This is a genomic window from Pantoea sp. RCC30.1 (assembly GCF_058148845.1).
Window position 1 is genome coordinate 42304 of sequence record NZ_JBXUHX010000024.1, and the last position, 23667, is coordinate 65970.

At 47.3% G+C, this 23667-nt stretch carries 21 protein-coding genes and 4 pseudogenes; 1 reads left to right on the forward strand and 24 read right to left on the reverse strand.

The genetic code is table 11. From position 1 onward, the window contains the following. Window positions 1-45: 45 nt before the first annotated feature. The 17 genes and pseudogenes from AC2LB6_RS18435 to AC2LB6_RS18515 form a co-directional block, all read right to left on the reverse strand. Complete coding sequence (locus AC2LB6_RS18435) at window positions 46-429, reverse strand: hypothetical protein (RefSeq protein WP_490094595.1); 384 nt, start codon at window positions 427-429, stop codon at window positions 46-48. 247 nt (window positions 430-676) lie between these two features. After that, window positions 677-1768, reverse strand: coding sequence for an ADP-ribosylarginine hydrolase Tri1 (gene tri1, locus AC2LB6_RS18440; protein ID WP_490094596.1), 1092 nt, complete (start codon window positions 1766-1768; stop codon window positions 677-679). Between the two features lie 168 nt (window positions 1769-1936). Then, window positions 1937-2143, reverse strand: a complete 207-nt coding sequence (locus AC2LB6_RS18445) for a hypothetical protein (protein ID WP_490094597.1) — start codon at window positions 2141-2143, stop codon at window positions 1937-1939. A gap of 206 nt (window positions 2144-2349) precedes the next feature. Beyond that, window positions 2350-2565: a hypothetical protein gene (locus AC2LB6_RS18450; protein ID WP_490094598.1), complete on the reverse strand. Its 216-nt coding sequence runs from the start codon at window positions 2563-2565 to the stop codon at window positions 2350-2352. Between the two features lie 225 nt (window positions 2566-2790). Further along, the gene (locus AC2LB6_RS18455; protein ID WP_490094599.1) at window positions 2791-3333 is read right to left on the reverse strand and encodes a hypothetical protein; all 543 of its coding nucleotides are present in this window, start codon (window positions 3331-3333) and stop codon (window positions 2791-2793) included. Window positions 3334-3489: 156 nt separating this feature from the next. Beyond that, window positions 3490-3966: a hypothetical protein gene (locus AC2LB6_RS18460; protein WP_490094600.1), complete on the reverse strand. Its 477-nt coding sequence runs from the start codon at window positions 3964-3966 to the stop codon at window positions 3490-3492. A 222-nt stretch (window positions 3967-4188) separates the two neighbouring features. Then, window positions 4189-4401: a hypothetical protein gene (locus AC2LB6_RS18465; RefSeq protein ID WP_490094601.1), complete on the reverse strand. Its 213-nt coding sequence runs from the start codon at window positions 4399-4401 to the stop codon at window positions 4189-4191. Window positions 4402-4540: 139 nt separating this feature from the next. Continuing rightward, on the reverse strand, window positions 4541-4747 hold the full coding sequence (locus AC2LB6_RS18470; protein WP_490094602.1) for a hypothetical protein: 207 nt from the start codon (window positions 4745-4747) through the stop codon (window positions 4541-4543). An 803-nt stretch (window positions 4748-5550) separates the two neighbouring features. Then, entirely contained in the window at window positions 5551-5922 is a 372-nt protein-coding gene (locus AC2LB6_RS18475; RefSeq protein ID WP_490094603.1) for a hypothetical protein, read from the reverse strand. 207 nt (window positions 5923-6129) lie between these two features. Further along, a pseudogene (locus tag AC2LB6_RS18480) lies at window positions 6130-6530 on the reverse strand (hypothetical protein); the annotation flags it as partial. Between the two features lie 162 nt (window positions 6531-6692). Then, window positions 6693-7274 (reverse strand): hypothetical protein, encoded by a 582-nt coding sequence (locus AC2LB6_RS18485; protein ID WP_490094604.1) that lies wholly within the window; start codon window positions 7272-7274, stop codon window positions 6693-6695. After that, window positions 7274-7675 (reverse strand): hypothetical protein, encoded by a 402-nt coding sequence (locus AC2LB6_RS18490; protein WP_490094605.1) that lies wholly within the window; start codon window positions 7673-7675, stop codon window positions 7274-7276. The genes AC2LB6_RS18485 and AC2LB6_RS18490 overlap by 1 nt, the downstream gene beginning before the upstream one ends. Window positions 7676-7985: 310 nt before the next feature. Next, window positions 7986-8234, reverse strand: coding sequence for a hypothetical protein (locus tag AC2LB6_RS18495; protein WP_490094606.1), 249 nt, complete (start codon window positions 8232-8234; stop codon window positions 7986-7988). After that, window positions 8224-9486, reverse strand: a pseudogene (locus AC2LB6_RS18500) (RHS repeat domain-containing protein); the annotation flags it as partial. The gene AC2LB6_RS18495 and the pseudogene AC2LB6_RS18500, both read right to left, overlap by 11 nt. 412 nt (window positions 9487-9898) lie before the next feature. After that, window positions 9899-11830: pseudogene (locus AC2LB6_RS18505) on the reverse strand (RHS repeat-associated core domain-containing protein); the annotation flags it as partial. Between the two features lie 653 nt (window positions 11831-12483). Next, the gene (locus AC2LB6_RS18510) at window positions 12484-12753 is read right to left on the reverse strand and encodes a hypothetical protein (protein ID WP_490094607.1); all 270 of its coding nucleotides are present in this window, start codon (window positions 12751-12753) and stop codon (window positions 12484-12486) included. Window positions 12754-12767: 14 nt separating this feature from the next. Beyond that, entirely contained in the window at window positions 12768-13055 is a 288-nt protein-coding gene (locus AC2LB6_RS18515) for a hypothetical protein (RefSeq protein WP_490094608.1), read from the reverse strand. Between the two features lie 74 nt (window positions 13056-13129). Between AC2LB6_RS18515 and AC2LB6_RS18520 the strand changes: the two are divergent. Beyond that, window positions 13130-14151, forward strand: a pseudogene (locus tag AC2LB6_RS18520) (IS630 family transposase). Window positions 14152-14223: 72 nt separating this feature from the next. Here AC2LB6_RS18520 and AC2LB6_RS18525 read toward each other — a convergent pair. The 7 genes from AC2LB6_RS18525 to tssI form a co-directional block, all read right to left on the reverse strand. After that, complete coding sequence (locus AC2LB6_RS18525) at window positions 14224-14469, reverse strand: hypothetical protein (RefSeq protein ID WP_490094609.1); 246 nt, start codon at window positions 14467-14469, stop codon at window positions 14224-14226. Next, the gene (locus AC2LB6_RS18530) at window positions 14469-18947 is read right to left on the reverse strand and encodes an RHS repeat-associated core domain-containing protein (RefSeq protein WP_490094610.1); all 4479 of its coding nucleotides are present in this window, start codon (window positions 18945-18947) and stop codon (window positions 14469-14471) included. The genes AC2LB6_RS18525 and AC2LB6_RS18530 overlap by 1 nt, the downstream gene beginning before the upstream one ends. Before the next feature lie 3 nt (window positions 18948-18950). Continuing rightward, window positions 18951-19391, reverse strand: a complete 441-nt coding sequence (locus AC2LB6_RS18535; RefSeq protein WP_490094611.1) for a DcrB-related protein — start codon at window positions 19389-19391, stop codon at window positions 18951-18953. Window positions 19392-19408: 17 nt separating this feature from the next. After that, on the reverse strand, window positions 19409-20254 hold the full coding sequence (locus tag AC2LB6_RS18540) for a hypothetical protein (protein WP_490094612.1): 846 nt from the start codon (window positions 20252-20254) through the stop codon (window positions 19409-19411). A gap of 198 nt (window positions 20255-20452) precedes the next feature. Continuing rightward, entirely contained in the window at window positions 20453-21169 is a 717-nt protein-coding gene (locus AC2LB6_RS18545) for a hypothetical protein (RefSeq protein ID WP_490094613.1), read from the reverse strand. 516 nt (window positions 21170-21685) lie between these two features. Further along, window positions 21686-22048, reverse strand: a complete 363-nt coding sequence (locus AC2LB6_RS18550) for a hypothetical protein (protein WP_490094614.1) — start codon at window positions 22046-22048, stop codon at window positions 21686-21688. Continuing rightward, window positions 22045-23667 (reverse strand): type VI secretion system tip protein TssI/VgrG (tssI, locus tag AC2LB6_RS18555; protein ID WP_490094615.1); only part of this gene is annotated, 1623 nt, incomplete at its 5' end. The genes AC2LB6_RS18550 and tssI, both read right to left, overlap by 4 nt.

A 23667-nucleotide genomic window follows, 5' to 3' on the forward strand; every position in this document is an offset into this window, starting at 1 on the left:
CAAAGAAAGGTTTTTTAATTGTATTAGCTTTTTCTTTAGCGCCTTTCAACACAACTTTTTTCCCTCTATCCAAAGCCCTTCTTTAGAACGACCATGGCCACGTTTAATGAAAGCACAACCAATAATTTCATCACCGACTATGAAGCAATCACCAGACACAACCCTATTTCTTAAAGGGAAAACAATGACTTTAACGTTATCTTCAAGGGCTGCTAAACACTTAATTAGGGCATTCAGGCCCAGGGTATCACTGATATCAATTTCAGTTGACCGCATTCTGCTTCGATATTTGGATAATAATAAACTTAGCGATTCATTATAAGAAACACCGATTTCCAGGCTATGAGAAAGAAGGATCTCACTCAAACACTGAGACCAATCCTCTCTTTTTGCTGGCATCGCTGAGAGCAGATAGCTTAGATCATCCATATTGCTACACCTCCCGGGTCTGTTGCGACTCCACTAATCAGCGCACCTGCCAGAAATATGAACCGGGGATGGGCCTCATGAATTCACTTTTTTGATAGAGTTAACCAGCTCTGTCAGAACAGTCGTATTTTAGACAGAGGGTGATCAATACTTATCTGTTGAATATCCTCTATGGTCAACAGCGTCAGGTCGCTATTCAGGGCAGATCTACCTGACCCATACCCGACGAGCATGTTGCGCGATGACTTCAATCTTTTTCTTCGGGTGCCATTTCAAAAAGCTGCTTCGACAATGAAAGAATCCTCTCTTTATGCGCTAGTTTCTCCACCCACGCCTCCGGAATGCCTGACAGACCATATAGCGCCCCCGCGAGCTGACCAGCGGCAGCCGCTATGCTGGCTGCATCATCACCCAGATTTGCCGCCAGCAAGACAGCATCTTTGAAATTGTCTGTGTGCCAGACTGCCCATAAGGCGGCTTCCAGGGTATCGATAACATAGGCAGAAGATCGTATTTGATCCCGGTATTTTTCTTTATATTCACCGGCGTTGATCAGAAGAACACGTAATGATGATCCCATGAGATGCGGCGCCAGGCTCTCAGTTTTACTGTAACCATTCAAAAGGTAATGAAATATTAAGATGAAGAAACGGCAACAGCTTATGGACTCAGCCGCGCGATGCGTTGCGTTACTTTGTTGTTTTGCGTCACGCAGAGCATCAACAAATGATTTTCTCGTGAAAATCGCGGTGGGTGCGAGTCGGACCAGAGCTGCATTTCCTGCGGTATCTGGTGAATTATTACCCATCCAGGTGGGTCCGTGTCGTTCAAATTGCTCTAGCGCAACGCGGGTTGTGTTACCTATGTTGAAGCAGACACCCTTTGAGCTATTCGTCCCGTTTCTGTACCAGCTGAGTAGCTTTTGACGGAACAGCGTCGTGTCACACCTATGGCTCTCAATGTAAGTTTCAGCCAGACAAAGTGCCATTGAGGTGTTATCAGTCCATTCACCGGGTTTCAGGTTGAAAGGACCCATGCCAACCATATCGTCTACATGGGCTTTATCGCGCGGTACAAACGCCAGAGTTGAACCAATCGCGTCTCCTGCCGCAAGTCCCATCAGGGCACCCTGCGCTTTGTCCAAGGCCTGTACATCAGAGATCTTTTGAGGCTGAGAGTACATCCATTTCGGCTTTTGCCTGTCTTCTGGCGTTTCTGGCATTGGTACAGGGTTATAGGACATCCTGTTCATCAGCTGACGCGAAACGGGTGGAATTAAATGGGCGTAACGTTTTGCATAAACCAAAATTTCGTCTTCGTCAGCTCTGAGATCTATCATAAAATCACTCTCCGTTTTAAATGAACCAGCTTCAGTTGCAGCAGGCCCAGACAGTCTCCCCTCGCTGACCTGGTGTTGGTGTGGAATCCGGCCATCATCATGCAGCCGATTTCGCTCTAATACGTCTATGAAACAAAGATAGCTGTAACGCCTGATCCATAGCTTTTTTTAGCAAAAATTAAAATAGATTTCTCTTAATAAATCTTCATCTTTTTCATCCAGAGTGATATCTTTTACCTCGTTCAGGTTTGCCAGAATCCCTTTTACAGGGACATCATCTCTTAGAAGACATTCGAAGAAATCACTTCTATTGCTTTCCGGCACATATTTATTGATTAAATAAAACAGGTACTCTCTTAACGCTTGCTGAGTCATCGTATTTACTTCTGAGTGGTCAATAAATTTCATAATGATAAATACGGCCTTTCTGATTATTTATCTGGCCTTGTCAGTATCATTTTCTATGGCGTTGGACATTTATAGCCATGGATTGCTGAAAGAGTTTATGAGGGATTCATTAAGAGCAGAAGCACAGGAAATGTTTCTGGCAAAACTCACACAATCAGTCCCGGATAGTCCGCCTAAAATTTTTCAATGTTAATACCATCTCTGGCCTGGGTTAACAAAATGATTTCAGTAGCATCACCCGGGCTGCGTTGAGCTTTGAGCGCTTCGTCCTTACTTATTTTAGACTCAATCTCCTTACTGACTAAACCGCCATCATCATATCGGATATAGAAAATCCCATCTCTTACTAAGATATCAATACCATAGTCACTAAATAGAGTCTCGCTCAAACCTTTCTCTTAAATAGTTCTGTTTGCAAAATTGCGCAATGTCGCACTAAGCTCAGGCTTTAGAAACAGACCTCGCTGCCTTTGAGGTAACGCTCTGGAAGAGACGAAGGCATTGCCCGTTGTAACCGTTGTAGGTCTGTACACTCCAGGGACAAAGAGTGCTAAGCGGCATTGTGCTGCCGTTACCGTCCTGCTTAATTGGAGATATGTGCAACATCACCTTATTCACTCTTTAGCCGTGATGATCACTTTAGTCAGGCAATCCGGACTTCTGACGGCAAAAGAAAATGTGATTACCTGACCATTCACATCCGGGGGAAATGAGTAGCTGGTTACTTCATTTTCAGATTGGCCACGAGGATAGTCACTCAACTTAACCGCAGGATAGTGTTTTCTGACATCATCAAGGGTTGTGCATTTACCAGCGGGAGAAAAGCTCAGAAAAGGAGCCATGCCGTCTGATGATCTACTGACACGCAACTCAATATCAGTAATTTTTGCATTATCTTCCAGTTTTATCGAATTAGCCTGATAAATGTTGATGTGATCATTTTGGGTTTCTAATGTCAGTGCCAGCGGAAACTGAGTGAGATCTTTCACAGAGAGACTTTTAAGTGAAGCACTCAACTGAGGGATAAAGCTCCACATATCTTTATTTTGCATCTTCTCTTCTGCGAACCCGCTAAACAGAAAGAAACTCAGTATTAACAGAACACTTTTTCTTTGATGTGTCGTTTTTTTCATACTAATCCGTGTATTGATCATCATAATAGCTCCCGGTATCACACTCTCCGGCAGGGATAAGGGATTGATAACCTCTTCACGTTCTTACCATCTTAATGGGGTTAACCGGGCTGGCGGAGGATCATCGTCCTTAAAGGCTGGTGTTGGTGCTAACACAGCAACATCATAGATGAGCCTGCATCAGTAGATAACAAGTCTCCCGGATGGCCATTGCCCTTCCCATCCACAGGGTATGTATCCATTTTCATAAATCATCGTCAGCCGACCAAAAAATGGCTCGTTAGGTAAATATGATTTATAAGCATCTTCAGCAAGGAAACTTACTAAATCCCACTTCACATTATTGACCAGGATATCATCATCTAATGAAGTGGGATTCTTCATGAAGGGTATGATTTCAATATCAATAATCTCTTTTGCTTCTCTGACAAGATCATTCCAGTACTGATATTTCAAGCTTTGCTTTATGGCCAGATACCCGGTTATCGCATTACCCGCCTGAAGCGTTACATTTTCCCAGTCGTCGCTCGTTATAAGGCTGATAAAATCTGATTCAGCAGTTATATTTTTTATGTTGTTCAAATAACCGCCTTTACCTGTACTAGTAAACCACGGAATATTCTGAAGACGCTTCACAGCTGTTCTGGAGATTTTCATTTAACCTCTGTTATGCATTGAGCGGAATAGGGACGCCTTAATAGTGGGTTAAGAGATCTGCAAAATGTGGATAGTCCGACAAACGCATTTTTATAAACCATATCATCATGTATGCGCCTGAAACCCGCTCTTTACTCTCTTCTAATGCGATAAATCGAGTGCCGAATCAGCTGGTCTTAATTTACCCTGACGTATTCAAATAAGTTGACGCAAAATAATGCATCACAGATTAGATTTACTTGCTCTGGACTGAGAAATTAACATTATTTCATAGGCATCCTGTCCACTACAGCGAGCTTCCACAGCCTCCTGTTCATTTATTTCATATCTGACATCCTTATTTACAATGCCACCTTCATCAAAATTGATGTAATACTTACCATTCTCTTCAGTGATGAACATGCCATAACCACTAAATATCATTTTTTCCATCATCACTACCTTAGCGACACGTGATATTATTAAACTGACCTGATTCTACTGTTAAAATGAAATAAATGAAGCATCTTAAGCAAAACCTTCTCATATGTTGGAATAAAATTTACGATAAAAATATGTAAACGCTTCAGGTTTTCTAGGGAGCTTTTTTAACCCTGTCACCTAATGACATTATAAATTCATAGGCATCCTGTTGGCTTTTTTTTATTTTTATCGCTTCATCCATGCTGATTTCAGCTACAAGATATTCAGGAACAAGCTTGCCCGAGTCAAACAAAGCAATAAGAATCCCATCCCTGTTTACAAGGGTTATCCCATAATTGCAAAAAATTTGATATTGCATATTCAACACCGATTAGTGATGAAACGGGTCTGGTGACCACTTCAGAAATTTGCTTCCGTCTCACCTGGCCTGAGCAAAACGCCTTATTTAAAAGCCCTTCACAACCCTGACTTATCTTCTACAATGTCGTTCGCATAACGAATAGATCAGGGTGTAAGGTTTCCATCTTACCTCCAGAAGCTTTCCTATAAATGTACGGCGCTAATGTTGCATGCCTGAATGGCACTTTAGAAATCGCAATAGAGTGGAAACGTTTTCCATCGCATTATGGAGTGATGGATAAGAAAGTATAGAACCGATAATATCCAGACAAATGCTTTACTAATGTTCCTCGGGATCGAGTATCCTAGCGATATTATACTTTATTGAATCTAGTGGAATATTACGTTTAACCCTCTCATTGTAATCATCATGCCAGAGATGGTAATCAGAGAAAGAGCCATTACCGCTATACATTAACCTCCACATATCGCAGGCTTCCTTACAATAAGTAGCTGATTCAACTCCCTGAGAGTCGATAGAAATCCTGAGTTTTTTTATTATTGATAAAACACCTCTAATCCAGTTACACTCACCATCATTGATCAGAATGTTTTTTAAATTCAGAAATTCGATTAATAACTCTTGAGCCATTTCTTTACAATACACTGTCCACCTTCCAGGCTATAATTCTGATACATCCACACCCTCACCCGACCAGATTCACAGGCCTTTTTAATCATTAGTATAACACTCGCGTTACCGGTGCTGAGGGCAGGCATAATTCTCTGGGATCAGCATGATTAGCATTTACTTCTTTGGCATCAGTAAGCCCGTGATAGCCGCACCAGTTGATAAGTTTGCTGATGGAAAGAGAAATACCAGTCACTCCAGCCATCAATTTTTCCAGTGAAAACGCAGACTATTAAGACTTCTTTTTTTGAATCCAACGTCATGTAGTAGAATACTCCGCCATCGGGCGGTGAAAAAGATGATAAGATTTTGCCTTGCGCATTTATTATAATGAGTCTTTCAGGCAAATTTCTCTTCTGATCAAGAACAAATATTAAACCTCTGTTTTCATCAACCAACACCTGATCGACTTCGGATAAAACCACTGAAAATGCTTCATCCTTAAATTTCCACTTAAGCATAGCTTGATCAGCCAGTAAAATTAAATCATTGATACCATACATTTAAACATATCTCTCTTAGCTGACCAATTAATTGCGGCAAACGGGAAAGCTTTGCCATCAAAAAAACCATCCTTAATAACCATTTTCTGTCAACATTATTAAAACTGCTGATTCATGATCTGGCCCTGGTCATAACCGGGCAATGGAGGTTAGAACCTATGATAAAAAAGTGACCGCGTTGCCAGACGGCTTGCTCTGTAACAATTACTGGCTGGTTTTACTGATGCGACACACCAGTGGATCGTAGCGGAAGTTCACCTTCGTGCATGTCTTATTACTGTCCTGCGGTTCGCTGAGGAAGTCCGTCAAACGGTGCTCAACATCGTAACGGTAGTGCCAGTGAGTCTGACCGTGATCCTTCCCGGTTGGTATGACCATGGATATCATTTTGCCAGCGAATATTGTTCAGTGAGTTTATGCATGATGTCGGAACCAGTATGGGCCAATCCAGCGTGTTGCCTGCATTGTCTCATCGCAACTGCTCACAACCCGGCTGTGCGCCATCATAAGGCAACAAACAGCAGGCATTATCGTAGTTCCATGATGTCTGCTGAAAGGATATCGTCGCGCTCTTCAAAGTTGAGGTTGTTACCGTAATCGAAATCACGCCAGGGAAACCTGAATATCGCAGAGCTATCCTCATCATCAATTCTCACAAGGGGGGTAACTTGCATCTGGCTTTTAGTTTCAGGTTTGAAAGAAAACTGGATGGTAAGAGTAGAGTCGCGGAACGGATATTCCGCGATAACAGCACTACAAACCCGTACGGGTTATTTCATGCGACGCTGCCGGGCGATGTTTGCGAGGCGTTGTGTCCGGCAGTAAATGGCAAACAGGATGAAAGCCTGCCCATTAAATATCCAGCGAGCACCCGCCAAAGCAGCGAGTGCCAGAAGCAACCACAGGCCCGAGTGGCTACCCGTAACAACGCTGTAGCTCAGGAGTAAAACAGTTGATATAAGCAACATCGCACAGACATAAGCCAGCCCCGCCACACCGGCTGTATGGCCACGCGCAAGCAGGTAACTGGCCGTGAGTATCGCGGCAATAAGGACGATTGAGGGAACAAAAAAACTCAACGCATGTATCTGTGGAGTGAGAGGAGGTAACGCGTGCAGAAACGTCAGCAAATTAAATGCAAATGAAACCAGCAACAGCGTCAGCACGATTGCAACCGGGAAGCCGTTTTGCCGGGGAAGCGACTCGGAAGGCTGTTTAAAATAACGCTCAAGCTCTGTCGTGGAACGGTCAGGTATGGAATCATCCTGCAGTGCGATGACCTGATCTATTTCGCGATTCTGTTGCAGAAGTTCAGCAATGTTACGCCCGACAAGCCATGATAAAAATTGCATTAAATTACCGCCAGTGACTGGATTGTTCCCACAATGTAGCGTCCGGTACGCGGCACGTTACCTGGAGCAGCAATGATACCACTGACAGCACTGCCAGCCACAGCCGCTGCGCTCGTGACGACCTGTGCGAGTTGCTTAACAAGTTCTTTTTGCACCGGCTCTACAGGGAAACGTTTCGGATAGAGTCCTGCACGGATGGTGGCTTTAAGCTCTTTATTATTTATACCCGGGTTTTGTGCCTTGATGATTAATTCATTAAGGCGCGGCCGGTCCTGCCTTGGATAGTTCCTGAGCCACTCCGTGGCTTTTAAAGAAGAGACCGATTTCTTCGCTCGCCATGTTGCCAGGGTTTCTTTTAATGCACCACCCACACTGGCAAGTGAAATAAGGTCAAGAGACATTGAAGTGGCAACTTACCAATCCTGAGAGTCCAGCCACGCGACGTTTACACCACCGTTTTCGACGAGATCATAAATCCGGTATATACCATTAATACACAGCAGGCATCTTGCAGATTTCATTTCTCAGAGTTTTACTTGCTTGAACAAACATTATGAATTTAAGTTATAGGATATGATAAAGACCGAAAAGACCGTTTATAGGAAACAGTGATTAGCAATTTAAAATATCAGGATGTTTATTATTAACACCCAAAACTCCACGCCCCCAGCGTAATTCCTCTTCGGTTTTTTTCTTAATTCTAAAATCTAATTACTGCCAGCAATCTAAAAGATCTCTCCACAGTTCTTTTTCTTCTTCAATGGTGGCAACGTTATAGTCATTATATTTCTTTACATATTCCAAAAAAAGAATATGCATGGGTCTGATAGTTACAGTTTTTTGTCTTCTAGACCCCTCTATCAACTCTCTCAGTTCACGTAAATAATTTTCATCTTTAACTCTTAATGTAAAATATTCATTAAGGTAGTCTAAAACTTCATTATAAGAATCAAGGTTCATTTTTGCCCTCTGGAAGAATTTTAATCTCATCAAATATTACTGTTTTTCTGTCAGCAATCAGTTGTTGAACCCCACCCTTTCCATATTCTGGGTAAGCTTCGGTAAATGGTTCAAGAGGAGCCCCCTCTTTATTACCAAACATTCTAGGAACTTTTGCCTGAGGTACACCATTTTCATAAAGTTGTAAGGTGTCAAACGTACCTCTTAATCTGCCATCACTCCATGAAACATCTAAAGGATTATTGGGATCAAGACCTTTAATTTGGAAAGCATCACGAGTAGCACTTCCACTTTCGAATTTTTTGAAACCAAAATAGGTAATTGGCGCAGACTTAGTTTGAAGGGTTGATTCTAAAAATCTGTCTGGTGTCCCATCATCATTTAAATACCTCATGTACCTATAACCTGTTGAAGGCATTGTCGCACTTGGCCCTGCTGGCCCAACATAGAAATCCGGTTTATCCTTATTTCCACTGCTGCACCTACTCAACCCCCACGGATCAACCCACCCCAGCGCATTCGGCGCATACTGGTAAAGGTTGATCCCCCCCGCCAGCCCTATCGGGTCCTGCTGGGTAAATCGTCCGCTGTCCGGGTCATAATAACGAAACAGATTGTAGTGCAGTCCGGTTTCCCGGTCCAGGTACTGGCCCTGCATACGGAGATTCTGATGGTAGCCCGGAACGCGCTGGCTGGACTCGCGCAGCAGTTTGCCCCATGGGCTGTTGATGCCTTCCCAGGCTTTTTGCCCTTCAGCGTCGGTCAGCAGCTCAGGCATCCCGTTGGCCGCATTATGGAACCAGTAAATCTCCGGGCTTTCAACACCATCAATACGGGCCAGCGGTTCATAGCTCTGGCTGTCGCTGTAAACATAGGTCAGCGGAGTGCCGTCGTGGATTTCCTGCAGCAGGCGGTAGCCTTCCCACACAAAGCGCGTCGTGACGGCGTTGCCAGACGGTCTTCCCTGTAACAGCGGCTGGCTGGTTTTACTGATGCGGCGCCCAAGCGGATCGTAGCGGAAACTCACTTTAGTACGCGGCTTGTTACGGTCACGCGGCTCGCTGATGACGTCCGTCAGGCGATGCTCACCATCGTAACGGTAGCGCCAGCGGGTCTGACCATCATCCTTCTCAGTGGTACGGCCATGGATATCATACTGCCAGCGGATACCGTTTCGTTCGGTGACGTGGTAATGCATGACATGAGCGGCACTGTAACGATCCAGCGGGTTGCCAGTTCTATCCCAGCACCAATCTATGGTGTCTTACTTACGGAATTCTATTTCATATAATTGCAATGTATCGAAATCTCCGCACAAACTTGCATCACTCCAGAAATTATCTCTAGGATCTAACCTGCAGATAACAAAGGCGGAAGAATCTTTTTGTTAGCTTCCGTATATTCTTATGGCATTGTATTTTTTACCACTATTGCATCATTCACGACATTATCCAATAGTGTTTCCTCTAGTAGAGAGAAATTGGCGTATTGAGACATAGCCCTGCAAGTTGACAGAGTATCAATTATTTCACTTGGTACCTTATCACCATACTTTATTATTTCATTATAGCGAACCGTAAAAAAAAGTGCTGATTCTCTCTTACCGTTACCACTTAGCTCCGATATTATTCTTTCAAGTGATTTTATTAAATTACTTAAGCCATTCACCAAGGTACCCTCATAGTTTTAATAACCCATGTTTTGGGAAGATTAGATACCACTGCTTGGTATCCCAACCCAGGATATCCAGCCCCCTGTGCAGCTGCTGGACCTTCACTTAACCATGTTCCTTTTGGAACTTTAAACTCTGATACGTTAGTAATATTTACACCCCAGTCATGGCGTATCGCCAATTTCTCCCGTAAGATTTGCTCTGAGTCATATTTCTCATTCGTTAGCCAAGATATCTTTCTTCCTGTTCTATTATCTAAGCCATGATATTTGTAGAAAGTTTCGTCTCTAGTTAGCTGCCTATTTTTATATAGTCCATTGTCGAAGGTTTCAGCGATTCCTTTAGGGAGTTGTGGGCCCGGTTTTAATTCAGAGCTACATTTACTTAATCCTAAAGGATCCACCCACCCCAGCGCATTCGGCGCATACTGGTAAAGGTTGATCCCCCCCGCCAGCCCTATCGGGTCCTGCTGGGTAAATCGTCCGCTGTCCGGATCATAATAACGAAACAGATTGTAGTGCAGTCCGGTTTCCCGGTCCAGATACTGGCCCTGCATACGGAGATTCTGATGGTAGCCCGGAACGCGCTGGTTTGACTCGCGCAGCAGTTTGCCCCACGGGCTGTTGATCCCTTCCCAGGCTTTTTGCCCTTCAGCGTCAGTCAGCAGTTCCGGCATCCCGTTGGCTGCATTATGGAACCAGTAAATCTCTGGGCTTTCAACACCATCAATACGCGCCAGCGGCTCATAGCTCTGGCTGTCGCTGTAAACGTAGGTCAGCGGGATCCCGTCGTGGATTTCCTGCAACAGGCGGTAGCCTTCCCACACAAAGCGCGTCGTGACGGCGTTCCCCGACGGTCTTCCCTGTAACAGCGGCTGGCTGGTTTTACTGATGCGACGCCCAAGGGGATCGTAGCGAAAACTCACCTTAGTGCGCGGCTTATTGCGGTCACGCGGCTCGCTGATCACATCCGTCAGGCGGTGCTCGCCATCGTAGCGATAACGCCAGCGGATGTGGCCGTCATCTTTCTCCGTGGTACGGCCATGGATATCGTACTGCCAGCGGATACCGTTCAGTTCGGTGACGCGGTTATGCATGACATGCGCGGTAGTATGGCGATCCAGTGGGTTGCCTGCGCCATCCCAGCGCCACTGTTCATTACCCGGCTGCGCACTATCCTGTGACAACAGCCGGCCGGCGTTATCGTAGTTCCATAATGTCTGGCTGAACGGATTATCGTCGCGCTCTTCCCGGATCAGGTTGTTGCCGTAATCGAAGTCGCGTCGACGGGACCAGACGCGCGGCGCAGGACGCTGCGCGTCTCCCTTAAACACGTCACGGCGGCGCAGTCTGCCTAAGCGATCATACTCACTGCGCATGGTCAGGCCGCCCTGCGTCCGGCTCAGTTCCCGGTGCAGCGTGTCACGGGTAAACTCGGTAACCGGCAGGTTGTCTAACGCGATGCTCAGTAAATGGCCGCTACCGTAATGAAGCTGCTTCAGGTTGCGACCATCCGGCAGGGTTAAGGCCGTGCAGTTGCCCAGCGCGTCATACTCCCACGCCAGTTCGCCCTGCTCCCCCTGCTCAGCAACGATGCGGCCCAGCGCATCGTACTCAAAGGTAATTTCCTGCTCGGCCTGCTGGCTCCACTCGGTGTCAGACAGCGGCAGATGCTGCGACACTTTACCCAGCTGGCCCCCGCCGCTGTAGTGATAACGCGTCTGGCCTTCCGGCGTGGTCCGCGCCAGCAGTTGTCCCGCACGGCTCCAGTGGTAGCGATGGGTAATGGACTGAGGATGTCCGGCGGCAAAGGTGCGCGATACCGTGCGGCCCGTCGCGTCATAGTCATATCGGGTCGCAACACCATCCAGCCCGACCTGAGCCAGCAACAGAGAATCCGCGCCCCACTCGAACTGATACTTCTCTCAAATCAAAAAGGAATACAACAATAAGTGCAAATTGAAAACCACAAAATAAATTTATAAAATAAGAGATATATTTCAAGGGAAGTGGTTTGACGTCTTATTTGATTTTTTTCTTTTAAATTAAAAAACACTTTTCGGTGTGGATTTTTTTATTCCGAGCTTGACATTTCAATGTGGACTAAGGTAATGATGCTCTAAGAAAAACCCCCTTAATTTGACAATAAAAAGATATTTTACAACCCGAACCCACATAAATTCGAATCATCGTCATGATAACCCAAGCCTGCTGCTTATATTGCAGAATGTGATTATAGCGCGAGCATGATTTAGATCTCCATTGTTTAATTTACAGCGGATCAACTGATATATAGCGCTTACAACATAATACCTAATTTATATAATTAGAGCGTGGCGAATAATTAATGTCAGATTAGCTCTATCTATGGCTCATCTGATAATGACAACTTAAAATCTCATTCGAATGCAGTGGTAACTATCATATTCAACTCATGAAAAATAAATAAATCTATTAGCATGAGATTTGAATGTCATTTTCGACACTACATATATAGTAATCTAAAAAGGGATAAACGCACCCACAGGGTTCGCCACCCTTTTTTATTAAACCCAAAGCATTAATATCAACGCAAGAGTTAATTTTTATCTAAATATACATCGACTGACTTTTCAGCCTTACTCATCACATCAGTTATTGTATGAAGATAATCGTTATACATCTCAGCATGGCGCCGCGGAAAGCCTCTTAAGGGGTTATTCATAAGATTATTATTTATAATTTTAACTTTAAGTGATTTTAACTCATCAATAAATACTATTAACCCTCCTTTATTTTCGTCGTTCATAACCCCCTCTATATAAGAAGATGCTTTATCTATTTCAACCAATAACTCTTGCTTGTTCATAGTCAATCTCTCAATTATAAAAATCTCACATCAGTTATCCAACTGACAGGATATCCGTGCGGAAGTAGTATCTGGTCCGCCCCACCCTCAAGAACTGCACCAGATTTCATAATCTGCTTCTCAACTTTCCCAATCTGAAGAATCGTTCCTTTCGGGATTTTTAAAGTTGCCTCGAATTTTCTGGTATTTTTCCATTCCGGTAAAAGTGCAGAGTCTATTTTCGCCTGAATTTTATTGAGCGCCGGAGATGTACTAACAAATGAGCCATTTATTCTAAATAACTGTTCGGAATAGTAGATCACCTGAAGGGAACTCAGTCCGGTTTATGCGATCTGATCAATCGCTGAATATCCCAAATCACCAGCCGGACTGAGCAATGCCGATCATAGCACCCATTTCCAGAACTGAACGACGCCAGATGCAAAAAGCGATCCATAAAACAAAGGACAAAAACCATGCCAGGCGACTCACAGCCATGCTGATGCTGCATCGGGGCGACCATGTTGCCAGAACGCTCTATTGTGCCCGCTCATCCGTTGGTCGCTGGATTAACTGGTTTACATTATTCGGTGCTGAAGGCCTGACGTCCCTGCCTGCAGGCCGCGGAAGGCGCTGGCCCTTTGAGCATATCTGCACATTGTTACGTGAGCTGATAAAACACTCTCCCGGCGATTTTGGTTATCAACGTTCCCGCTGGAGTACCGAACTGCTGGCGATAAAAATCCGCGAGGTAACCGGTTGTCCGTTACATGCATCAACCATACGGCGATGGTTGCCTGCTGCCGGACTTGTATGGCGAAGAGCCGCGCCGACATTGCGCATTCGGGACCCTCATAAAGAAGAAAAATGACAGCAAGTAGTGTGGCGCTGACCAGTTGGAGCCCTGAAAATCCGGTGTTTTACGAAGATGAAGTCGATATCCACCTCAATCCCAAGATCGGTGCTGACTGGCAGTTACGCGGGCAGTAGACGCGTGTCGTCACGCCGGGCCAGAATGAAAAGTACTATCTTGCCGGTGCGCTGCACAGTGGTACAGGCAAAGGCAGCTATGTTGGTGGAGCCTGCAAAGGTTTATCTTTATTTATCAGTCTGTTAAAACATCTGAAAGCGGCGTACAGACATGCAAAAACGATTACGCTTATTGTCGATAACTACATTATCCACAAAAGCCGTGAAACGTTGCGCTGGCTGAAAGCCAACCCAAAGTTCAGGCTGATTTATCAGCCGTTTTACTCGCCGTGGGTCAATCATGTCGAACGGTTGTGGCTGGCGCTTCATGAGACAATAACCCGAAATCACCAGTGCCTCTCGATGTGGCAACTGTTGAAAAAGGTTCATCACTTTATGGATACCGTCAGCCCATTCCCCGGTGGAAAACATGGGGCGGCTAAAGTGTAGCGCTATTAGGAACAGCTATTTAGGTGGTTTGGCCGTTTAACAAACTATTGCCGGATAGAAAAAGATAAATCATCATTGCCATGCATTAAGTAAATTTTTCCAAACCTCCTCTTCTTCAGTAGTAGGTACAGTGTAATCCTGAAACTTTTTCCTGTAATTCATAAAGAATTGATCTATGGCTCTGATTGTGACTGTTTTATGTTTCCGGCACAATTGTAACATTAGCAGCATTTCTTTTAAGCTGTCAGGATCTTTAATTTCCTTTTTAAAGAAAACTTCAAGATAATCTAAAACTTCATTATACGAAAAATAATCCATCACTCCTCCGGCAATATGTTTACTTCGTCGAAATGCACCATTCTATTTTCTGCATACATTTGTTCTACTCCACCCTTACCAAATTTTGGGTAGGCGGCGGTGAATGGCTCCAATGGTGCGCCTATTTTATCGCCATACATTCTAGGATGTCTTACTTGTGGCACTCCATTTTCATATAATTGTAAGGTATCAAAATCTCCGCGCAAACGAGCATCACTCCAGGACTTATCTCTGGGATCTAACTTGTTAGTTTTATCAAGACCTTTTATTTGGAAAGCGTCTCTCGCTTCCGAACCTGAATCGAACTTTTTAAAACCAAAGTAAGTCACTGGTGCTACCTTATTATTGATAGTTGGTGTAGCCCAAGCGTTAATACTTCCATCATCATCAAGATACCTCATGTACCTATAACCTGTTGAAGGCATTGTCGCACTTGGCCCTGCTGGCCCAACATAGAAATCAGGTTTATCCTTATTTCCACTACTACACCTACTCAACCCCCACGGATCAATCCACCCCAGCGCATTCGGCGCATACTGGTAGAGGTTGATTCCGCCCGCCAGCCCTATCGGGTCCTGCTGGGTAAATCGTCCGCTGTCAGGGTCATAATAACGAAACAGATTGTAGTGCAGACCGGTCTCACGGTCCAGGTACTGGCCCTGCATACGCAGGTTCTGCTGAACGACCGGCATCCGCTGGCTGGACTCGCGCAGCAGTTTGCCCCACGGGCTGTTGATCCCTTCCCAGGCTTTTTGCCCTTCACAGTCAGTCAGCAGTTCCGGCATTCCGTTGGCTGCATTATGGAACCAGTAAATCTCCGGGCTTTCAACACCATCAATACGCGCCAGCGGTTCATAACTCTGGCTGTCGCTGTAAACGTAGGTCAGCGGAGTGCCGTCGTGGATTTCCTGCAGCAGGCGGTAGCCTTCCCATACAAAGCGCGTCGTGACGGCGTTGCCCGACGGCCTGCCCTGTAACAGCGGCTGGCTGGTTTTACTGATGCGACGCCCAAGCGGATCGTAACGGAAACTCACCTTAGTGCGTGGCTTATTGCGGTCACGTGGCTCACTGATGACGTCCGTCAGGCGATGCTCACCATCATAGCGATAACGCCAGCGGGTATGGCCGTCATCTTTCTCAGTGGTACGGCCATGAATATCGTACTGCCAGCGGATACCGTTCAGTTCGGTGACGCGGTTATGCATGACATGCGCGGCACTATGGCGATCCAGCGGGTTGCCTGCGCCATCCCAGCGCCACTGCTCATTACCCGGCTGCGCACCGTCCTGTGACAACAGCCGGCCAGCGTTATCGTAGTTCCATAACGTCTGGCTGAACGGATTATCGTCGCGCTCTTCGCGGATCAGGTTGTTGCCGTAATCGAAGTCGCGGCGACGGGACCAGACGCGCGGCGCAGGACGCTGTGAGTCACCCTTAAACACGTCACGGCGGCGCAGTCTGCCTAAGCGATCATACTCACTGCGCATGGTCAGGCCACCCTGCGTCCGGCTCAGTTCCCGGTGCAGCGTGTCACGGGTAAACTCGGTGACAGGCAGGTTATCTAATGCGATGCTCAGTAAATGGCCGCTGCCGTAGTAAAGCTGCTTGAGGTTGCGACCATCCGGCAGGGTTAAGGCAGTACAGTTGCCCAGCGCGTCATACTCCCACGCCAGTTCGCCCTGCTCCCCCTGCTCAGCAACGATGCGGCCCAGCGCATCATACCTGAAGGTGATCTCCTGCTCGGCCTGCTGGCTCCACTCGGTGTCAGACAGCGGCAGATGCTGCGACACTTTACCCAGCTGGCCGCCACCACTGTAGTGATAGCGCGTCTGGCCTTCCGGCGTGGTCCGCGCCAGCAGTTGTCCCGCCCGGCTCCAGTGGTAGCGATGGATGATTGACTGAGGATGTCCGGCGGCGAAGATACGTGATACCGTGCGGCCCGACGCGTCATAGTCATATCGCGTAGCAACGCCATCCAGCCCGACCTGAGCCAGCAACAGAGAATCTGCGCCCCACTCGAACTGGTACTGCTCACCGTTCTCGTTTTGCAGTGCCGTCAACCGGCCACGGCTGTCCCAGCGTCGCTGAACCGTCTCGCCCTGTGCATTGCGGCTGGCGATGAGTCGCCCGACAGTGTCGTAACGGAACTCACTGCGTTTGCCACCAGCCGATTCATAGGCCAGCGGCAGTCCGTTCTCACTCCAGTGCAACCGCTCTTCCCATCCTTCTGCACGTTCCAGCTGAAGAGGACGGCCTGCTGCGTCATAGTGATAACGGGTTTCTTCACCATCCGGCGCGATGACAGAGCTGAGCCAGCCCAGGGGATGATAACGGTAGCGCGTGGTCAGCCCTGAACAGTCGGTTTCACGGATAACCTGACCGGCGTCGTTAAACTCCCGACGGTAGCTGTTACCTGCTGCGTCGATCTCCTCGACAACCAGTCCGAATTCATCCCGCTTATAGAGCGTGCTTTGTCCGAGCGCATCAACGACGCGCTCAAGGCCATGATGGGGATCGTAATAGTATTTCGTTGTGGAACCGTCTGCTCCGGCAACCACCGTAGGCAGCGAACGGTGGGACAGCCACTGCACCGCCTGCACACCGCCGTCAGCATCTTTCTCTTCAACACGGTTGCCCAGATCGTCATAGGTGAAGCTCACTGCGTTGCCCAGCGGATCGATCCGACGCGTCAGGAGTTCGTTTTCATCCCACTCATAACGCCACCTCTCGCCCCGCTCATCAATGAAGCAGGTGATAAGGCCCGCGGCATTCCAGTGGTGTTCGCGCTGCTGACCGTCATAGGTCGACACGCGCGTGATGCCCGCCTCAAGATCGTAATGCATGTGGCAGCCATCACCGCTGTTGGTCCGGTTTTCGACAACACGCCAGTGATCCAGCTTCTGCCAGCGATATTCACTCTCCAGCCCGCCCGGCAGTTGATGCCAGACCATCAATCCATCGTCGTTGTAACGGAAACGGCGGGTAACCACACCTGCGGCATCGGTGACGCTGGCAAGCTGGCCCCGTTCATTGTAGGTCCAGCGCGTCAGAGGCCAGTGCTGATCGCCATCAAAATGGCTGGCTGATGTCGGGCGCCGCGCATGCTGTTTATCGTCGTAGTGCAGCGTAACGTCAATCGCCAGCGGCGCGTCATGGATACGCACCAGACGAGCCTGTTCATCCCAGCCCATCTCCAGCGCATTACCGTATTCGTCGCTGAGTGACGCCAGGCGCAGCACCTGCGGATCAGCGGCCGTGCGCCGGTAAAGACGCCATACCGCACCGTCGTCATCGGCAATGGCGATATCGCCAGACTCGTTGCGCCGCACCATCAACCCTTCGCTGATGCTGTAGAGCACCTCTTTTTCACCGGGAACGTCAAAGCTCAGCTCGCGCCCGTTGTCATCAAACCAGGTTGCCCGATTCCCTTCCAGCGTGAGGTAACTGTCAAACACCGTGGCCCAGCCCTGACCGAACAGGCCAGCGCGCTGAGTCAGGCTGTTATAGCTACGCTGAAAACTGAGCGGGAAACGTCCGGGAAGCGAAAAATCGCGCTCGGCTTCATCATTAAGGACTTTGACGCCGGTCGCTGCATGAACCGGGAACAGTGACGAGAAGGCCGCGTTGATGGCCATGTCCGCCGCCATACCGCCCACGGCACCGGCCAGCGCGCAGGGCATGTTTTTGATGATCTGACTGGGGCGACCACGAAGGAGGGAAAGGCCGATCATCATCACAGCCAGACCAGGCACCTTGCCGCTTTTAATCTCTCTGACCGTGACGGTTTCACCACCAATAATGACATTGGGGGAAACATCGTCACTTACGGTGGCGTCACAGGTGGTTTTATCTTTTGCGCGTACCGCAGGCTGACCATTGATAAAGACGCTTTTCGATCCCTGCGCCAGATATTGCGGTGCACTGTGTTTTTCACAGGCCACTTTGTCCTGCTCCAGCGGAGAGGTGCCCGCGTCGGCGGAGGCGACCGTGGGTTGCCACATTGCACTGCCAAACTGGCCCACCGCAGAGAGCAGCATGCCGCCGTAGTCGGCAAAGCTCTTCGGTGATTGCGGTTCCGGTGGCGGTGTCTCACCGGGCGTGAGCATCCCGGCCGCGCGCACGGCTAAAAGACCATTTACGTAAACGTTGTCTGATCCGCTGGAGATCACACCGGCTGGAGAAGGGGGAAATATCATGTTTCCCAGCCCATCCGCCGCTTTGCTGATCTCCTGTGACAGACCCACGGCATTGGCCAGTACACCGCCCAGAATACCGCTAAGCAGGCAACTGTTACCCACGGCTGCTACACTCGCCGCTGCCGCCCCTGTACCCAGCAGGGGCGCTGCCGAGACGATAGCAGCACCCACTGCGGCACCAATGACGGCATAAGCCGCACCTTCCGCCACAATGCTCGTGATATCAGCAAAAATGCTGGAGTGAATGATCTCGTCGCCCACGCGGGCCGCAGGGTTATCCATAGGTTATGCTTTCCGTGGCGTGTTCAGACTCAGGCTTTGTTTAAACGCACTCCAGCGCTGTCCGTCTTCTTCATTGAACGGGCGCATCGCGGAGAGCGTAAAAATCATAAAGATGTTCGAGTCAGGCACCTGCGTAGCCAGCTGTTTCTGCCACACGGCTTGCCCGTTACGATCAAACAGGGTTTCAACTTCAATTGCCTGTAAGGTGTTATCCACACCAGCCATCACGCGAACAAATTCACTCTGCTGAATGTGACCCATCTGACTCCGCAACGTGTCCCACTGACGCTGGAATTCCTTTTCGGCATCACTGCCCTCAGAAATAACACCACGGCTCACGACCCAGGCCAGCCCACTGGCTTCGTCGCGGAGAATATTCATGGTGGTGTCCTGCCAGGCAGCAGGAAAAAGCGCAAAAGCGCCCTCATTGAATTGGTAATTCATATTGGAGGTCCGTTTTATTAATTGTTTGTGGCGGGTGGAATCAGGCTATGGAATTCGCCATCAACGTTATCGGCATTAGTGAGTAGCTGTGTATTATCACGCGCAACTTTAATATCAAAAAGTCGATGCGTAATATCAGGATCGCCACCACAACTGCTGTCGTGATGATCTTCACGAACCGTGATGACAAAGAAACCTTTATCACTGCCGTCGTCGAGGTCGTACCGCAGGCATTTATCATCGAGGCTGGTCAGGTGCCAGGTATGAATTGCTTCGGTTGCGGCGCTGATAGCCTGGTCAGCGCTGATTTCGTTTTGCTCTGCACCCAGGTCTGTTTTCAACATGATGGAGCTGACCTTCCCCTGGTCAATCTGGAACATTAACTGTTTCCCGCCCGACTGATAGACAAGCCAGTGCTGATTATCACTGTTATCTTCTTTTCCGGGTCCATAGGCTTGTTGAACCTGTTCCGGGCTATCACCTACCACGATATTCCGGGCCGTCGGCACGCTGGCATTTTCCAGAAGGATCTCAGCCAGAACCGTGTGGCTGGCATCTCCAGCCGCCGCCGCGCTGAACAACTCAAAGCCGTCATAGCTATGCTGGAAGTAGTTGTACTGCTGGTTATTGATAGCCACTTCTCCGGCCAGAACTGAACTCAGAGCCTTACCAGCCCGTACGAAGCTTTCATTGCTCCAGGTGTCTCCGGGAGTGAAAGTATAGTCGTTTAGCAGAACGGAAAAATCGCCCTCGTTAAGAGCAGAAACGGACGATTCAGTACCAGACTCGGCCCTTGCAATGCAGGATAAAAACAGGATGACAGACACAAATATAAGACTAGAGAAAAAACGATTACTAATCATTGTTTTTTATCTGGGTTAGTAGTAAAAAAAGAGAGAATTTGTATTTATTCAATAATGCAGCGCAATTAAACTCACTCAATATAAATTAAAAATTCACAATTGAATTGTACCTGGGGGGACGAGAAAAAACACAACAACATCAATTAACTTTATGCTTATGATTCGAGGCGCAGGAAAACTGTCGTTTTGGAAAAATCATCACTCCCACTTACCACTTTCCTTTACAAGTGTTTTATTTCCCTGTGTTACCCTTAACACAAGAGGATTAAAGCGCACAATATAACCTACACTGCTATTAGTAAAACTCATTCCGTCGGCTTTATTTGAATTAACAGGCTGCGTGGTTTTACCTTCAAGAGTGATTTGTTTCCCATCTTTATTTCTGAAACCAAAGTATTTAACTTTATCACATACAGTATAAAAACCTCCGCAACCATTAACTAAAGTAATGGTGAAGTCAGATGTTGAAAAAACTTTCATATCCGATTTTAGATCCACCTGATTTACTTCTTTATGGAGCGCATAAGCTTTTGGCGCATAAAACTCGCCATTCTCAGGATCTTTGATTAACTTCCATAAAACTTTATTATCTTTAACTTCTAAATTTGCTTTACCCTTCACTCCGCCAAATGAAGAATCAAATTCAATCAAAGCATTTTTACCGTTTGCAGTACCTTTGAGATTGCTGTCATTATCATCAGGGCAATCTATTTTGTTTCCGCCCCTTGTCACATAACAATAACTACCCGTTATGTTATTATTATTCTGTTTTAACTTTAATGTTAGAGTGGAATATAATGATCCATTATCATTTTTCTCTTGCCCACTCCACTGACCAGTAAAATTATCAGAAGCAAACAAGGATAATGAAGATATTGACAATAAAGCCGCTAAGCTAAATCCAATTTTATTCATTTGATTAACCTTTGAAATCCAGATAATCATTTACCCTATTAATCCAGCCGTTAAGATTGGGTTGGTTTAGAACTACAGCGCCTGGTTGATTGGGTTGTCATCAAACTTTATAGAGATAGCATGGGTGTCGATGGATATCATTCCAATAAATAGCTATCAATATCACGCTGCTTATTTTTGCCAGAACAGGTTCGCAGTTTAGATTATGTGCGCGCCCGCTTGCTTCTGAGCTTAATCGCTCCATATATCACTTAGTGAAAAGTGATATTTATTTTCAAAATACAATAAGATGTTTTTAGTTTAACACCAGAAAGTCCGCCACTACACCATGAGAATAAATGGATAAAATAACAAGACTAAATTATAGTTATTAAAATATGACATTTTTATGTCAATATCTATTGATTTAATCATTAGAAAAATCAAGGGTGACACTACAAAATAATAATGCAATGTCACCACAAACTTCATGTACCCGGCAATGACGCTAACCATCACTTCTTCAAAATAAAGTAATTATTTTTTCGCATCATAATCTGGTGCTATACCAGTGTGTGTTTCTACTAACCTGTCTTTTTTAACCCACCCATCAACCTGGTTTCCATCATTAGTCACATACATCACACTATAATATTTTCCGTATTCAACGTAAGCATATAATTGATTGCCGGGGACAACAAAAACTTCTTTTTCTAAACATTTTTCATTTGGGGCAGAATAAAAATACACCCTACCCTCGCCGCCGACTTTGTATACATTATCTGTATTGTCGAAACTCACGCCTTTAATGTTAGCCTCACTACTTAAATTCTTGCAGAAATCATTGGCGGAGGCCATTAGTGGTAATGAAAACACTAATGCACATAAAAGTTTAATCATAGTAATCCTCTCCCTTTCATCACGGAAATCAAACTGTTGGCATAGTTAGGATCGGTTGCATACCCTTTAGCCTGTAAACCTTTAGCCCATTCTACCGGGTCAGATGAGTTGAATAAACTACTATACCTCTGATTTTTCATCAAAAACTGGGAGTGCTGCTCAATGCTCTCGTCAATTGAATCATAACTGGCAAATTTATCCAGTACTGCAACACGTTTTCCGTTGATATTCTCATGTGTCCAGTCTTCCACATAATTCGGTGAGCCATGGGCCTTGACCCCAAAAATGTTGTTACTCACCTTGTCAGTTTTGATATCAGTGGGCATTTTTTTGCCCCAGTTAGATTCTAGAATTGCCTGAGCCGTGGTGATTTTAGCCGGAACGCCGGTTTTCTTTTCATCTTCCTGAGCAGCAGCATACACTTTATCGAAGAATGCTTGTTTTTCGGGAGGTAAAGGACGTACTTTTCGAACCTGGTTATTGGCTAACGGTGCAGCCGCTCCTTTCGCCGGTGCCGCAGCAGCTTTTGGCGCAGCCGGAGCCGCCTGTCCTTTCTGCTTCGGCGGGAACAGATTCTCTACGGCCTGACTGATATTCTGTTTATGACTGGAGCCGGGTGCGCTTGTGCCCGGCTTCGCGCCATCCGTGTTCAGGTTCAGTTTACCGCCAGAGGTGGTGATGTGACCATCGCCCTGCACGAAAATATTGAAGCCCTTACCCACAATATTAATCTGGCCATTCGCATTAAGTTCGATTGCACTCTCGCCGCATTCAAGGCGGAGTTTAGTCCCCGAACCCACTACATAGGTATCGACCACCGCATCGAGTTTGCCCTTACCGGTCAGCCTCTCTTCGCCCCCTTTTACACCGTGGACGCGATTGGTTTCGACACGATAGAGCTCATTGCCGCCCGCATAATGACTATGATTTTTGGCGACTGAATGGCTGGAATCATTTTTAACATGCGTATCCATGTTCTTCTGCGCCTGGATCCACAGGTGCTCCTCACCCGCCTTGTCCTCAAACCTCAGCGCGTTCGCGGTATCCGCCGTGCCATCCTTCGACCGGCTTAAAAACCCCATCTGCGTCGCTGCCGCCGGCAGCGCCCACGGCGGCATGCTCGCCTCGTTGTAAACCCGGCCGATGATCAGCGGACGATCCGGATCGCCGTTGATGAAGTCCACCACCACTTCGTCGTTAACACGCGGGATCTGCACCCCGCCAAATCCCTGACCGGCCCAGGCGCTGGAGACGCGCACCCAGCAGGAGCTGGTGTCGTCGCCCTTCGCCAGCCGGTCCCAGTGAAACTTCACCTTCACCCGCCCGTAGCGGTCGGTCCAGATCGACTCACCTTTCGGCCCCACTACCTTCGCCGTCTGCGGGCCGTGCGTTTTCGGCCACGGCGTTTCCGGCGGCGTGCGGTACGTTACCGACGACGGCAGCACCGTGAAGTGGATGTTGTGACGGCTGTCGCCGGTATCGCCGCTGGCGTAGGAATTTTCAGCGAAGTCATAGGTCGCCGAGGTCACCAGATACTCGCCATTGTCGCTGAAGTGCGGCGCGTTGATGATGGAGAAGGTGAAGCCCGGCGCGATGCCGGTCGCCGTGCCCGACCCGCT